The sequence below is a fragment of the Pollutibacter soli genome (assembly GCA_029269725.1).
GTDB lineage: Bacteria > Bacteroidota > Bacteroidia > Chitinophagales > Chitinophagaceae > Pollutibacter > Pollutibacter soli.
Map to the genome: position 1 here is coordinate 159,120 of JARJHS010000004.1, position 15,141 is coordinate 174,260.

At 41.7% G+C, this 15,141-nt stretch carries 16 protein-coding genes; 11 read left to right on the forward strand and 5 right to left on the reverse strand.

Going from position 1 to position 15,141, the window contains the following annotated elements; all coding sequences use genetic code 11:
• Positions 1-351 precede the first annotated feature (351 nt).
• The 3 genes from P2W82_RS11670 to P2W82_RS11680 all read left to right on the forward strand — a co-directional run bounded on the left by P2W82_RS11670 (position 352) and on the right by P2W82_RS11680 (position 2,107).
• Positions 352-744, forward strand: coding sequence for a DUF4783 domain-containing protein (locus tag P2W82_RS11670; protein WP_336516063.1), 393 nt, complete (start codon positions 352-354; stop codon positions 742-744).
• A 93-nt stretch (positions 745-837) separates the two neighbouring features.
• Positions 838-1,695: a carboxylating nicotinate-nucleotide diphosphorylase gene (gene nadC / locus P2W82_RS11675; RefSeq protein ID WP_336516064.1), complete on the forward strand. Its 858-nt coding sequence runs from the start codon at positions 838-840 to the stop codon at positions 1,693-1,695.
• 76 nt (positions 1,696-1,771) lie between these two features.
• Positions 1,772-2,107: a translation initiation factor gene (locus P2W82_RS11680; protein WP_336516065.1), complete on the forward strand. Its 336-nt coding sequence runs from the start codon at positions 1,772-1,774 to the stop codon at positions 2,105-2,107.
• 205 nt (positions 2,108-2,312) lie between these two features.
• On the opposite strand, the gene P2W82_RS11685 is transcribed toward P2W82_RS11680, so the two are convergent.
• Positions 2,313-3,764: an isocitrate/isopropylmalate family dehydrogenase gene (locus P2W82_RS11685; protein ID WP_336516066.1), complete on the reverse strand. Its 1,452-nt coding sequence runs from the start codon at positions 3,762-3,764 to the stop codon at positions 2,313-2,315.
• Positions 3,765-3,939: 175 nt separating this feature from the next.
• Between P2W82_RS11685 and apaG the strand changes: the two genes are divergently transcribed.
• Both apaG and P2W82_RS11695 read left to right on the forward strand, forming a co-directional pair.
• Entirely contained in the window at positions 3,940-4,326 is a 387-nt protein-coding gene (apaG, locus tag P2W82_RS11690; RefSeq protein ID WP_336516067.1) for a Co2+/Mg2+ efflux protein ApaG, read from the forward strand.
• Between the two features lie 110 nt (positions 4,327-4,436).
• Positions 4,437-5,528, forward strand: a complete 1,092-nt coding sequence (locus P2W82_RS11695) for a fatty acid desaturase family protein (protein WP_336516068.1) — start codon at positions 4,437-4,439, stop codon at positions 5,526-5,528.
• 8 nt (positions 5,529-5,536) lie between these two features.
• Here P2W82_RS11695 and gldB read toward each other — a convergent pair whose 3' ends face one another.
• The gene (gene gldB, locus P2W82_RS11700) at positions 5,537-6,574 is read right to left on the reverse strand and encodes a gliding motility lipoprotein GldB (RefSeq protein WP_336516069.1); all 1,038 of its coding nucleotides are present in this window, start codon (positions 6,572-6,574) and stop codon (positions 5,537-5,539) included.
• Positions 6,575-6,752: 178 nt separating this feature from the next.
• On the opposite strand from gldB, the gene P2W82_RS11705 reads away from it, so the two are divergent.
• From P2W82_RS11705 to rsgA, 6 genes are all read left to right on the forward strand, one after another.
• The gene (locus P2W82_RS11705; protein WP_336516070.1) at positions 6,753-8,498 is read left to right on the forward strand and encodes an NAD+ synthase; all 1,746 of its coding nucleotides are present in this window, start codon (positions 6,753-6,755) and stop codon (positions 8,496-8,498) included.
• A gap of 299 nt (positions 8,499-8,797) precedes the next feature.
• Positions 8,798-9,799, forward strand: a complete 1,002-nt coding sequence (locus P2W82_RS11710; protein ID WP_336516071.1) for an AAA family ATPase — start codon at positions 8,798-8,800, stop codon at positions 9,797-9,799.
• Positions 9,800-9,834: 35 nt separating this feature from the next.
• On the forward strand, positions 9,835-10,704 hold the full coding sequence (locus P2W82_RS11715) for a DUF58 domain-containing protein (protein WP_336516072.1): 870 nt from the start codon (positions 9,835-9,837) through the stop codon (positions 10,702-10,704).
• A 14-nt stretch (positions 10,705-10,718) separates the two neighbouring features.
• Positions 10,719-11,648: a BatD family protein gene (locus tag P2W82_RS11720; RefSeq protein WP_336516073.1), complete on the forward strand. Its 930-nt coding sequence runs from the start codon at positions 10,719-10,721 to the stop codon at positions 11,646-11,648.
• Between the two features lie 3 nt (positions 11,649-11,651).
• Positions 11,652-12,659: a vWA domain-containing protein gene (locus P2W82_RS11725; protein ID WP_336516074.1), complete on the forward strand. Its 1,008-nt coding sequence runs from the start codon at positions 11,652-11,654 to the stop codon at positions 12,657-12,659.
• 43 nt (positions 12,660-12,702) lie between these two features.
• Positions 12,703-13,635 carry a ribosome small subunit-dependent GTPase A gene (gene rsgA / locus P2W82_RS11730; protein ID WP_336516075.1) on the forward strand — a complete coding sequence of 311 codons (933 nt, stop codon included), beginning with the start codon at positions 12,703-12,705 and terminating at the stop codon, positions 13,633-13,635.
• On the opposite strand, the gene P2W82_RS11735 is transcribed toward rsgA, so the two are convergent.
• From P2W82_RS11735 to P2W82_RS11745, 3 genes are all read right to left on the reverse strand, one after another.
• Positions 13,632-13,934: a DUF3630 family protein gene (locus P2W82_RS11735; protein ID WP_336516076.1), complete on the reverse strand. Its 303-nt coding sequence runs from the start codon at positions 13,932-13,934 to the stop codon at positions 13,632-13,634. The genes rsgA and P2W82_RS11735 overlap by 4 nt on opposite strands.
• 19 nt (positions 13,935-13,953) lie before the next feature.
• On the reverse strand, positions 13,954-14,112 hold the full coding sequence (locus P2W82_RS11740; protein ID WP_336516077.1) for a hypothetical protein: 159 nt from the start codon (positions 14,110-14,112) through the stop codon (positions 13,954-13,956).
• A gap of 123 nt (positions 14,113-14,235) precedes the next feature.
• Complete coding sequence (locus P2W82_RS11745) at positions 14,236-14,757, reverse strand: gamma carbonic anhydrase family protein (protein ID WP_336516078.1); 522 nt, start codon at positions 14,755-14,757, stop codon at positions 14,236-14,238.
• Positions 14,758-15,141 lie beyond the last annotated feature (384 nt).

Below are 15,141 nucleotides of genomic sequence, written 5' to 3' on the forward strand. Positions count from 1 at the left end.
CTTATTTAAACCTGATGGGTTTTTAAGGTTAATGATTTGAGGGGCCGAATATCCATATTAGATGGATAATAATGAAAAGAATTGCTTAACTATCGAAAGTTATTTTGAAATACACTCATTTTCTTTCATGATATCTATCAATAGCTGAAATGGAGACACCATGATAAAACCAACGAAAAAGTAATTTCTAAAGAATTGTCCGGCAGGTGATTAACACTGAACGGCCCATAAAAAAAGGCCGTTAAAAATTTCTGTTTACCGAATTCTTGTTTATGGATGAGTTCTTTGAATATAACTTTTTGTAGAAATCTGGCACATTTTTGGGATTAAGGCATAGCAATTAATCTGAACTTGAAAATCAGGCATATCATACTGCCACTGGCATTAATCTTTACTCTTGCATCCTTTCGTTATACTTACACTATTGACGAAGTTGTTTCTGCTATAAAGGTTGGAGATGCTTCTCGTATGTCAAAGTATTTTGACAATATGGTGGACATTACATTAAAAGACCGAAGTTATTCTTACAGCAGAAGCCAGGCAGAAATGATTCTAAGGGACTTTTTCTCCAACAGTGGCGTCAAGAATTTTAAAGTAGTACATCGCGGCAATAGCAATGAATCTGAATATTGCGTGGGTAGCCTCGCGACAGGTAGCGGTGAATATCGCACTACTATTTTCATGCGTGTCCGCGGAGATAAGAAATTTCTCCAGGAGCTCCGTTTCGAAACCTCCGGTAACTGATAAAATTTGAATACTTCAATCATCTGACTTTGTTTTTGATTGATAACCACCCGAACCCTGCCTGAAAAGGCAGGGTTTATTTATCTTCAGATCATGATATCATTTGATCAGCGATTTGAACACCTCGTCAGGGAAGCACTTACGGAAGATATTGGCGATGGCGATCATTCAACCCTCAGTTGTATACCCATCGATGCAAAAGGCAAAGCAGAATTAAAAATAAAGGAAAATGGAATTCTTGCCGGAATGCAGGTTGCGCAAAAGATTTTCCAGTTGCTGGATCCTTCTGCCAATTTCATTGCAGAAAAAAAAGACGGAGACGAAATGTGTATTGGTGAAAAAGCATTCCGGGTGGAAACACGCGTTCATACTATCCTTAATGCCGAACGTTTGGTATTGAACTGTATGCAGCGAATGAGTGGTATTGCAACCCTTACAAAAAAATATACCGATAAATTAAAAGGATACCATACGCGACTTTTAGACACACGAAAAACCACACCGAATTTCAGGCTGTTGGAAAAAGAAGCTGTCCGGATCGGAGGGGGTGTTAATCACCGTTTCGGACTGTTCGATATGATCATGCTGAAAGATAATCATATCGATTTCGCAGGAGGTATCGAGGCTGCTATTGAGAAAAGCTGGAACTATACTCAAATCTGGAATCCTTCACTTAAAATAGAGATCGAAACTAGAAATATTGATGAAGTAAAGAGAGTGGTAGAAGCAGGAAAAGGAAAAGTTTTTCGCGTGATGCTCGATAATTTTACACCTGAACAAATCAAAGAGGCGTTGCCATTGATCGATCATATTTTTGAAACAGAAGCGAGTGGTGGAATTAACCTGGAAAATATTGAATCGTATGCTGAAACCGGGGTTGACTTCGTAAGTGTCGGTGCATTGATACACCAGGCAAGAAGCCTTGACCTGAGTTTGAAAGCGATTGTTTAAAAAGTAAGTAGTAAGAAGGAAGTAGTAAGTAGGAAGAAGGGAAACAGCCGTTTACGATTAGAAAAACCTAATTGAAATGAACAAGAAGAAAAAAGCAGATGATAACGGTTATGTATACAGTACGGACCCGGGATTTCAATTCGAAGAATCTGCCGGAGAAACAGCTACGCCAGACCCTTCAAAACAGAACCTAAGGATCCGTTATGAAACAAAGCATCGCGGAGGTAAAGCTGTCACGATAGTAACGGGCTTTTTAGGCAAAGAAGATGATATGGAAGATCTCGGAAAAAAATTGAAATCATTTTGCGGAACGGGCGGATCAGTTAAAGACGGTGAAATCCTCATACAGGGTGATCAGCGCGAAAAAGTACGCTTATTCCTTGCGAAGAATAAATATTCGTTCAAAGGGTAAAACATACTGTGTTTAATGTGAAAGGTTTAACGTTCAATGTGAGAACCTGAGTTTAGTTCCAGGTTATAAAAATGCTGACTGTTAATTGTGTAAGTACAATGTAAACAAGCAGTTTGTCCTGAAAATTGTCGTGGAACTTTCCCCTTTCGAATGCTCATTCCCCGGATAAGCTAACGTTAAACTTTCAGCCTTTTACGTTTCACCTCTACTGTCCCTGCGCAAGACTGTAGGCCTTCTTCCCTCCCCACATATTCAGCAATTCCAGTGAACAGATTTTGAAATTACCGCTCAGACTCACATACAGTCCAATGATATCCTGTTGATTTAAGGGCTCGCCGTCCAGCGACTCAAACCTTGCATTGTACTGGTTCACCAGGTTCGTGTATACAGAACCGGTAGGCCATACCTGTGTTCCGCGGTTGGCAATATTCACCAGCCTGAATTTCACACCGGCATGACGCTGGCATTTTTTTGCAATGGCTTCAGGCTGTTCTCCGCTTTCGATAAAAAAATCAGCACCTACAATTTGTTCTTCTTCCGTTTCTTTCGAAATAAGCATTGGATTCACGAGCAGCTTGAAATCAGTAACAGTTGCGGGTTTATTCGGCCAAGATGGCTTTGCTCCATGTTTAGGAAGCCGACCGAAATTTCCAATTATTGCTTCCGCGAAATCTGTCGTATTGAGCGACTTTATGGATTTATCTCCAAAGTCACCGGTATGTACACCGCTTTCAAGCGTATACAATAATGCGTTTTCTATGGTAGCAGCATTCTCCATCAGGCCCAGGTGACGAAGCATGGAAAGTCCGCTTAATAGCAGTGCCGTCGGGTTGGCAATATTCCTGCCCATGATGTCCGGAGCTGTACCATGTACTGCTTCAAAAATGCAGATATGATCTCCAATATTTGCACTCGGTGCGAATCCGAGACCACCAACAAGTCCTGCACAAAGATCTGAGACGATGTCGCCCTGTAAATTTGTGAGCACAACAACATCAAAAGTATCCGGCCTGGTCACCAGTTTCATACACAGATCATCAACTATCACATCATCTGATTTCAACTCAGGATAATCTTTTGCAACCTCATAAAAGCATTCAAGAAACAAACCATCGGTCAGCTTCATAATGTTTGCTTTATGACCACAGGTAATTCTTCTTGCTTCTTTTTTACGAGCCATTTCAAACGCATACCTGATCACCTGCATGCTTCCGGGGCGGGTAATGAAACGCCTGCTTAAAGCAACATCATGCGTAAGCATATGCTCGATTCCACCATAAGTATCTTCAATATTCTCGCGGACAACAGTGATGTCTATCGGAATTCCAGCTTTGCTGAATACAGTATCAACTCCATGAAGCGTCTGGAATACGCGTTTGTTCGCATAGGTGTTCCAGGTCTTCCTGGCTGTAACGTTCACACTCTTCACACCCTTTCCTTTGGGAGTTTCCATCGGTCCTTTGAATAAAATTCCCAATTGCTCGATGGTTTGCTGGGCTTCGGGAGTCATACCATTCGAATAGCCTTTATCAAAAACCCATTTACCCATTTCAACCATCTCATATTCCAACGGCACATTATTGGCCACAAAGATTTTCAACACTGCATCCATGATTTCCGGTCCGATTCCATCTCCTTTGGCAACAGCAATTCTCATATCTTAATTTATTAGATCTTTTTTAAAAATGTTAAAACCTTTAACGAGCGGCGGCAATTCTCCCAACGCCGGCAAAAATAACCTGATAATGCTGATTGGAGGTCGATTTTGGTAACAAAACTTCAAAACAACTAACACGATTTTGTTGTAGCTTTAGCAAAATGGCTCTATCCCTATGGTTTCAAAGGTCACATCTGGCGTGAGAGTCAGTGTAGAAAGCTTCTACCAGCACGATTATTCGAATCCAATCAATAGTGAATACATGTTCGCTTACAGGGTTACGATTGAAAATAACAATAGCTTTCCTGTAAAACTCCTTCGTCGTCATTGGTTTATACATGATAGTAACGCCAGCCAGAGGGAAGTGGAAGGAGAAGGAGTAGTAGGAATTCAGCCGGTGATCAATCCGGACGAAAGATATCAATACATCAGCGGCTGCAACCTCCGCTCCGAGCTGGGGAAAATGTTCGGTACCTACCAGATGGAAAATCAACTCTCTAAGGAGCTATTTGAGGTAAACATACCTGTTTTTTACATGGTTGTCCCCTTCAAAATGAATTAATTAACATCGACGCTACAGGCTAAAATACTATATTTGCAACCTGAAAATTTAAAATTTCAGGCAGTAAAAATCGTTAGTCTGAATTCAGACTAAGCCAATATGTATCCGCCATGCACAAAGTCACTTTCAACAATAAAAGCAAAGTTTTCTTTAACGCGTTAAAAGCGTCAGTAGATCAGTATTTTGAGGATAATAAAATCAGGAAAACCGGCAACTGGAAACTTTACCTGAAATCCCTCATTCTGTTGCCATTGGCAACAGGGTTGTATTTCCTTTTGCTTTTCGTACCTATGCATTGGGCGCTTGCTGTTACTCTTTGTGCCATTCTTGGTGTTGCAATGGCCTCGATTGGCTTCAATGTGATGCATGATGCATGCCATGGCAGTTTCTCAACACGTTCATGGGTAAACGAAACTTTCGGACTTACAAATAACTTCCTCGGGGGAAATGCATTTCTCTGGAAACTGAAGCACAATATTGTTCATCACACCTATACCAATATTGATGGTATCGATGATGATATCAACAATATGCCTTTCATGCGCGAGTGCAGCACACAACCATGGAAGCCGATGCATAAATACCAGTCATACTACATGTTTATCCTTTATGGATTCACGTCTGTATTTATGTTCTTCATGGATTATGTAAAGTATTTTTCAAGAAAAGTATATACTACTCCGATCAATAAAATGGATCGTAAAGAACATATCATTTTCTGGATTGGTAAATTGTTCTTTATTGCTGTTTATATAGTAGTTCCGATTTTGATGGTAGGATGGCTTAAATGGTTTATCGGATTTGTAATCGTACAGTTCTCATTGGGACTTACATTAGCACTGGTATTTCAACTGGCACATGTGGTAGAACATGCGGAATTTGATGCTGCCGGAATCGAACCAAAGAAAATTGAAAACGAATGGGCAATTCACCAGGTGAAGACAACAGCCAATTTCGCTTCAAGAAATAAAATTGTAACCTGGATGGTGGGTGGTTTGAACTACCAGATCGAACATCACCTCTTTCCAAGGATCAGTCATATTCATTATCCTGCAATCAGCAAAATTGTACAGGAGACCTGTGAAAAGTTTGATCTGCGTTACAATTACTTCCCAACCACCCGATCAGCAATCGCATCACATTTCCGGTTTATGAAGGAAATGGGACAGCGACCAATGCAGCCTGTTTTAGCTCATCAATAATTAAAATCCTATCTCGGTTTGTATTTCGAACCGGTAAGCATTTTTTTAGCATCCACTGATAACAGTTGTGGTAGTGTTGTTTCGGGGAATTGTTCCATGTATGCGCGAACAATCTGTCTCCCGATAAAGAGGCTTATATATCCCGGTGAGCCATCCCCAAGTTCATTAGTCTTTGGACCATCACCTACATAGGACTTAATTTTCTGAACATCTGTTTCGTAAAGTAGATTGTTCTGGATAAAGAAATTCCAGATCAGACCTTCATTATTGATAGCGCCTGAGAGTTGTGCCGCATCGTAACCAATTTTTAATGTATCAGGAGATTCAGGAAGAAATCTATCGAGCAGGTATAAACGCTTGCCTTTGTCAACCATCATCTCCAGCAAAGTCCTGTCATTGGGAGAGCCGGGATAAAGATCATCAATAATATTTTTCATGCAATTGACGGGAATATAATCCGGGGCAAAACGGCGGGATATATAAGAAGGATAAAGTCGTTGTCCAATTTCGCTTGTATAAAAACCTGAATTGGCCCCCAGGTGCAATTGCAATCCTACTCCCAACGCATCGGTCGTTATAATATCGCCATAACCACCGGTTTCGCCTTCTGCATAAGCATCCATAGGACCAACAAAAGTGATGATGCGGTCCGGAGCCTTATATTCAGGGAAATAATACTTCAGATATTGTAAACCTGATTTTACCTGCTTTTCATATTTGGTAAAATCAGGTACTGCTTTGTCAGCTTCGTCTTTCACGGTTCTATAATCATGGAGAAACTGTTTGATGGCCGTAAAGCCCATAAGCTGCATTTCAGCCGGATTGATTCCAAGAATTTGTCCGAGAAAGTCTGAGGTGAACCGCGGATATTTCTTACTTAACTCCGTTAAGCCACCGGGCAGATCAGCAGTGTCCAGGTTGAAGAAATCTTTTTCAAAACGTTGTACAGTTAATTGTATAGGGATACCCGAAACATCAGGTCCCTTTGATTTGGTTTTGCATGCAAAAAGTGAAATGATCAGTATCAGAAGCAGGCTGTATTTCATGATATTCGATTCCGGTCTCAGGCAGTTGTTTAATTGCTCGCATAACGTAAAAGCTATGCAAAGCGTATAGAGATTTTTGTAAAAATAGGCTAAAACTGATGAGCCGGCAGTCGAAAAGAACGATGTGATTGTTATAACACAGTATCTATTTTAGAGAGGAAAAGCTGAAATTTGAAGAATGAAAATACTGCTGGCACAGCAAAACTATCACATCGGCAATTTTGCTGCGAATTCAAAACGCATCATCGAAGCAATAGATCTTGGTAGAGAAAAAGGAGCAGATCTAGTTGTGTTTACAGAGCTTTCCGTTTGTGGATATCCTCCAAGAGATTTTCTTGAATTTGAGGATTTCATCAGGCAATGTGAAGCTTCGATTCAGGCAATAAGTAAACATGCAACAGATATTGCTGTTATCGTCGGTTCACCAGCCAGGAATAATGTGCCGGAAGGAAAGGATTTATTTAATGCCGCCTGGTTCCTGTATGAAGGTGAAGTGAAAGCTGTTGTTCATAAAACTTTGCTTCCGACATACGACGTATTTGATGAATACAGGTATTTTGAACCTGCAGATGAATGGAACATTGTTGAGTTTAAGGGAAAGAAAATTGCATTGACTATTTGCGAGGATATCTGGAACCTGGGAAATAATCCCTTGTATCGCATTTGTCCGATGGATAAATTAATGTTACAGCACCCGGATCTGATGATCAATATTTCAGCTTCGCCATTCGATTATGATCATGATGAAGACCGCAAAGAAATTGCGCGATTGAATGTCCTGAAATACAAAATCCCGCTTCTTTATTGCAACGCCGTCGGCTCACAAACCGAAATTGTTTTTGATGGTGGCAGTCTCATATATGATGGACATGGACGATTGATAAAGGAGATGAGGTATTTTGAGGAAGACTATGAACTGATTGATACGGAAAATCTCAATGGTAACACAAGTGATGACAAACGGGAATTTTTAAGTGAATCATCAAATGTCCAGGTTAAAGAAGATCATGTACTCGACCGCGAAATGCGGGTGAGCAAAATTGCTGATCCATCGAAAATCATTTCTTACCTGACTGCGCCAAATAATATCCGTCAGATCCATGATGCACTGATCATGGGCATACGCGACTACTTCACGAAAATGGGTTTTCAAAAAGCCATTCTTGGTAGCAGCGGTGGAATTGACAGCGCGGTAACTCTTGCATTGGCATGTACTGCGCTTGGAAAAGAACAGGTCAGAGCTATCCTGATGCCGTCACCTTACTCAACTTCACACTCGGTTTCCGATGCGGAACAGCTAAGTAAGGCTCTCGGCAATCCATATGATATCGTTCCAATAAAAGATATATACGAATCATTTCTCGGAACACTCACTCCAATTTTCAAAGACTTACCATTTAGTATAGCCGAGGAAAATATTCAAAGCAGAACAAGGGGAAATTTGCTCATGGCGATTGCAAATAAGTTTGGATATATATTACTAAACACTTCAAATAAAAGTGAGCTTGCTACTGGTTACGGTACATTATACGGTGATATGGCTGGTGGATTAAGTGTGCTTGGCGATCTGTATAAAATGCAGGTATACGCGCTCGCAGTGTACCTCAATCGTAATGGTGAAATAATACCTTCAAATATTATTGACAAAGCACCATCAGCAGAATTGCGGCCCAATCAGAAGGATAGCGATAGTCTGCCGGATTATCGCGTACTTGATAAGGTATTATATCAATACATAGAAAGAAGGCAGGGGCCTAAGGAAATTATTGCGATGGGTATTGAACCTGAATTGGTCAACAGGGTTTTGAAGCTGGTAAATTCAAATGAGTACAAACGCAATCAGTTTTGTCCGATCATCAGAGTGAGTTCGAAGGCTTTTGGGGTCGGGCGGAGAGTACCGATTGTGGGGAAGTACCTCGGTTAGAGAGAGGCAGGAGAACGGAGGCAGGGGAGATGGTATTTAGAAATTAGTATCAAGCAATGGATAAAAGCTGTTGCGGAAAAGGAGCTGGTTTTGTTCAGGGGCTTGTTGCTTCCCGCTTTACACTGGTACTCCTGCCTCCGTTCTCCTGCCTTTACTTCTGTTCCAACGGCAACGATTAACCTCCGTCAACAAATTCTCATCCGGAAAATACAAAAGCCTGATTTTTACCGTTTTTATGGGAGTTTGGCAGAAAGATTGCATAAGTGAATCCGTAATTTTATCGCTTTTAAAATCCAAATATGGCTCAAACCGCAGAAGATATACGCCAGCTAAATGAAAAAATACAGCAGGCGGCACAGCTTACCGATCGCATTGAGAAAGAAATTGCCAGGGTTATTGTTGGTCAACCCTACATGGTTAGCAGGTTATTGATTGGCCTTCTCAGCAATGGTCACGTGCTGCTGGAAGGTGTTCCCGGACTTGCAAAGACACTTTCGATTAAATCGCTGGCCCAGTCAATCAAAGCGAAATTCAGCAGGATTCAGTTCACTCCTGACCTGATGCCTGCAGATGTGATCGGAACCATGATTTACAATCAGCAAACCCATGAATTTGTGGTACGAAGGGGCCCTATATTTGCCAACTTCATCCTGGCTGATGAAATTAACAGAGCTCCCGCGAAAGTACAGAGTGCTTTGCTTGAGGCTATGCAGGAGAGACAGGTGACCATTGGTGAGTCCACTTATAAACTTGAGGAACCATTTCTGGTTCTGGCAACACAAAACCCGATAGACCAGGAGGGTACCTACCAATTGCCGGAAGCCCAGGTTGACAGGTTTATGCTTAAAGTAGTGATCGACTATCCATCAAGGGATGAAGAACACCTAATCATCAGGCAAAATGTGCTGGGTCAGAAGCCTGCGGAAATAAACCAGGTGGCTTCAATCGCAGAAATCATCCAGGCGCGCCAGATGGTGCGCGATATTTATATGGACGAAAAGATTGAGAACTATATACTCGACCTCGTATTTGCAACGAGAAAACCGGAAGAGTTCCGTCTTGATAAATTAAAACCACTCATCGCTTACGGGGGATCACCAAGGGCGAGCATCAACCTTGCATTAGCAGCCAAAGCAAATGCGTTTATACATAAACGTGGTTATGTTATTCCGGATGATGTCAGAAGTATTTCCAGGGATGTGTTAAGGCATCGCATCGGGCTCACATATGAAGCAGAAGCAGAAAATGTGAATGTGGAGAATGTGATTGATCAGATCATCAATAAAGTTGATGTACCGTAGGCTAAGGTGCCGGATAAACCACTAATATCAATCATTTGCTTACAACAGCGGAGATATTAAAGAAAGTAAGAGAGCTGGAGATCAAGAGTAAAAAGCTCACTACTCATCTCTTTACAGGAGAATACCACAGTGCATTCAAAGGGAAGGGTATGCGGTTTAAGGAGGTGCGCGAATATCAACCCGGCGATGATATCCGGTTTATCGACTGGAATGTATCTGCAAGATTCGGTCATCCATTCAGTAAACTTTTTGAAGAAGAACGCGAGTTAACGATGATGCTACTGGTGGACATCAGCCCCAGTTCACTCTTTGGAACAATACATCAGCGAAAAAAAGATCTCATTACTGAAATATGTGCGGTACTTGCTTTTTCAGCAGTAAACAACCAGGATAAAGTAGGAGTGATTTTTTTCAGCGATAAAATTGAATACTTTATCCCACCTAAAAAAGGACGCGAACATGTATTATTTATCGTTCGTGAATTGTTGACGATGGAGCCAAAGGGTAGAGGAACCGATCTGAATACAGCAGTAAGATTTTTCAATGGCGCGGTAAAGCAAAAAAGCATTGCATTTATCCTGAGCGATTTCATGGTAGATAAATATGATGATCCTCTACGCGTTGCCGGTAGTAAGCACGATGTAATCGGCATAAAAGTGTATGATAAGATGGATATGGAATTGCCGAAGATTGGTCTTGTACAGGTTGAAGATGCAGAGACCGGCAAAATGCAATGGCTGGACACCAATGACCAGAGTGTGCAATACAACTATGCATTGCAGTTTAATCAGAATGAGGAAGCCTGCCGTACAAGTTTCAAAAGAGCAGGGGCTGCGTTATTATATGTAAGAACAGATGATGACTATGTAAAAGTTCTGCAACAATTTTTCGCGAGAAGAAAATAAACGAATGGTAGCAGATGTATCCAGCCGCTAATTTCTCATACAAAAATATTTTACTGTTTCTGCTCCTGTCTTTGGGCTGCCAGATTCTTTATGCGCAATCCGGGTACCGATCAACAGTAACTTCTTCGGTTAACCGATCTGTTTTTGCATTGGGGGAACAGATTGACCTCACGGTCACTTACTCCTATCCGGTTGCTGAATTACCTAAATCGGTCCCATATGTAAATGATACTTTTCCTCATTTTGAAGTGATCAGCAGAAAAAAAGCGGACACCGTTATTAATGGTGATTTTGTGACGATCAGACAAATTAATACAATTACAAGTTTTGATACAGGTCACTGGACAATTCCGCGCTTTGTAATGGAAACCGGAAAAACATCGATCACATCAGATACAATTGGAATCGATGTTGTTCCGGTTCCAATGACTTCCAATACATACCACGATATTAAGGAGATAATTGAAGTTGCCCCTGAGCCGTTCGACTGGAAAAAATGGCTGGGAATTCTCGTCACAGTGTTGGTAGTTGCGGCTGGAATCTGGTATTATCTGAAGCATCGGAAGAAGCCGAAACCAGAATTGCCACGCTTTGATACAAAACTATCGCCACTTGACCAGGCATTGCAGGATCTTGGAAAACTACGCCAGGCAGGTTTGATGGAGAAAGGAGAGATAAAGACATATTACTCCCGACTTTATGATATCGCCCGCGTATTCTTTGAAAGACAGGTAAGACCGGGTTTCATGCAGTACACCACCGATGAAACGCTTATTGCATTGAAGGGTAAACCACTGGATGCGGAAGGAGTTTCTTCGCTCGCGGAAGCGTTGCGTGTAGCCGACGCTGTAAAATTCGCGAAGTATGGATCAAGTGTGCAGGAGTCGAAAACTATGGCGGATAAAATTGAAACCATAATTAAGAAAATACCACAAAAAGTATAGCTTTTGCTGAAATCTTTTTACGATAGTATTGAATTCGCCTATCCGCAACTGTTATTCCTTTTGCTGATTGTTCCTATTCTTGGTGGATGGTACATTAGTCGATTGAACAGGCAGATTGCATCGATGAAAGTCTCTTCTATGAAAAGCTTTCACAACACGGCCTCATGGAAAAGGACCTTTCGTCATATTACGATGTTACTGAGATTGATTGCAATCTCAGCGATCATCATTGCCATGGCAAGGCCGCAAGTTCACAACGATCAGAAAAAAGCAGAAGGAGAAGGTATCGATATTGTTTTGTGTATAGATGTGAGCGGAAGTATGCTTGCACAGGATTTTTCACCTAACAGGCTGGAAGCTGCGAAACAGGTGGCTGCGGAGTTTGTACAAAGCAGGCCAACAGACCGATTCGGGCTCGTGATATTTGCCGGTGAAAGTTTTACACAATGCCCGATCACTTCAGATCACGACGTTGTAGTGACACAGATATATTCCATTCGCGGAGGCTTTATGGTTGATGGAACTGCGATTGGTTCAGGGCTCGCCAGTAGTCTGGACCGGTTGAAAACAAGTCCATCAAAAAGTAAAGTGGTGATACTCCTCACTGATGGAGAAAATAATGGTGGCCTCATTGATCCGAAGACAGCAAAAGAAATGGCACGCTCCCTTGGCATCAAGGTGTATACGATCGGAATCGGGTCTGAAGGGTTTGCTCCTACCCCGGTCAAAACACCTGGTGGAAGCATCATTATGCAGCGCGAAAAGGTGAATATCGATGAAAAACTTCTCGGCGAAATTGCATCTGCAACAGGAGGGAGATATTTTCGTGCGAGAGGAAATGAGGGTCTTAAAGTTGTATACGACGAGATTGATGAGCTTGAGAAAACAAAAGTTGAGATCGTTACATCCCGAAAATCAAAAGAAAAGTTTTACCCTTTCGCATTCACCGCGCTTGTCTGCCTATTGCTCGAGGTTGCATTTCGCTTCACGGTGTTCCGGAAATTCCCATAGTGTATTCTGTATGCAACTATCATCATTTGTTTAATTTGCAGCAATGACAGCCAGGGTATATAAATCAACGGGCAGTTGGTACACTGTAAAGGATGATACAGGAAATGTGTACCAGGCAAGATTGAAAGGTAAATTCAAAATTGATGAAATCACTTCCACTAACCCTATTGCGGTAGGGGATATTGTTAGTCTTGAAAGAGAGCAGGGAGGTGAGTCCAATATGATTATCTCTGATATTCATGTCAGGAGGAACTATATAAATAGAAAATCCCCTGCAAATAAGCGTCTTCACCATATCATCGCATCTAATCTTGATCAGTCATTACTGGTAGCCACCCTTCGGGAACCTAGAACTTCACAGGGGTTCATTGATCGTTTTCTTGTCGCAGCAGAAGCCTATCATGTTCCGGCCGTGATTGTTATCAATAAGGCAGACCTTTTTCGGGAGAAAGAAACAGAAAAATTCCAGGAGTGGGAGGAGATGTATACCGGCATAGGCTACCCGATTTTCACTGTGAGTTCAAAAGAAGGTAAGGGTATCGACAGGCTTCGTGACATTCTCAGAAATAAAATAACCCTGATGAGCGGCCATTCAGGAGTGGGAAAATCAACCCTTATCAATCAGCTTCTGCCAGACCTGGAACTGAAAACCCAGGAGGTCAGTGGTTGGAGCGGCAAGGGAATGCATACCACCACATTTGCTGAAATGTATGATCTTCCTTTCGGAGGTCAGATTATCGACACTCCAGGAATGCGTGAATTTGGCATCGTTGATATCAGCAAACAGGAATTGTCGCATTATTTTCCCGAGATGCGAAAGCTAATCCAGAAATGCCAGTTTAATAATTGCCTGCACGTCAATGAACCAGGATGTGCAGTAAAAGAGGCATTCGAAGAAGGCTCCATACATCCGGAAAGATATTTCAGCTACTGCAATATTCTTGACAGTATCGAAGAAGATCAGGCCTGGGCTTAGTGCGTTGCCGTCAACACCTTAGCCAGTTCCATAACAGCGTCGTTGTCTTTTTTAGCAGCTTCCCGGCAATTGCGCGGAAAGATTGAAACGCCGTCGTAAATATTGTAATGAAGTGTGAGCTTTTGCCCTTTGAAAATAAAATCCCAGTAGGAAGTGTCAGAATCATCGATCTTGTTGGTGAAACGGATTCTGAGCGTGTCTGTCAACAGATCTGCAATCTTGTAGAACTTGTCGAAGCCACAATTTTCTGCAAAAACGGCCTCTGTACAACCGTAATCATTTCTCAGGGTAAGATTCATATGCGTGGTGTTTAGATACTCATGCACGGAACTTCTTAGACTTCGGCGTTTTACTACCATCAAGGTATTTTTCCGCTCCCACACCTCCAGCCGGACAACCGGTTTTCTGCGAACAGGCTAAGAAGAAAATAGCAATCAGCACAACCAGTGCTCCCAAAATCATACTACGATTTTTCATAAGGAAAATTTTAACAGCTTTTGGATTTAAATATAACAAAGGCATCTTACAGATGCGTCTAAGCGCGGATTCCCGCTCTTCAATAACGCAATTGTCTGCATTACATTATTCAGAAATGGTTTTTCAGGGTATGTCTTTGAACCAGCTGCTGTACGTCAGATAGTTATTGGCGATACGATTGATTTCTCCCTCAATAAGATCCGGAGAAATGGATTTAACCTTTTTGGCAGGAACTCCTGCATAGATGCTTCCGGGCTCTACAACGGTATTTTCCAGTACTACTGCCCCGGCAGCGATGATCGAATGGCTTCCGATATGCGCATTATCCATAATTATAGATCCCATCCCGATAAGCACATTATCATCAATTACACATCCATGAACAATTGCGTTATGACCGATGCTCACATTATTACCAACGATGGCCTGTGTCTTTTCGTATGTACAATGAATGACCGCATTGTCCTGGATATTTACTTTGTTTCCTATCCGGATGTAGTTGACATCACCACGGATCACCGCGTTGAACCAGATACTACAGTCATTACCAATAACTACGTCGCCAACGATGGTACAGTTTGGCGCAATAAAACAATTTTCTCCGATGATCGGATGTATTCCTTTTACCGGTAAAATAGTTGCCATAAAAATGTTTTTATGTATTTAAATGCTGAGTAGTGCTAAACCCGCTAAAGTTAAGAATTATGACACCATATACCCGCCTGGATTTTTTATCGAATAATCTGAATGCTTGATCGAAAGAACCCTTTACAGGTTTGAATTTCAGGGTTTATTACGTAAATAATTTAGTTGTTCGTGTATATTCGACTGTTAGTGTACCTGGACTAATCGAGCCGGATGTAACAACCACAGATGAATCTGGCTCACGCAGCAACCAGCTTTCAACATTTAACTTTCAACTTTCAACTTTTTTTCTGCATACCCCCTTTCAGGCGGCTACAAACAGGATGCTCCACCCGGAGCATGAAGAACCTGCTTTTACAATTAACGATAAATTTGGCTCAGGCG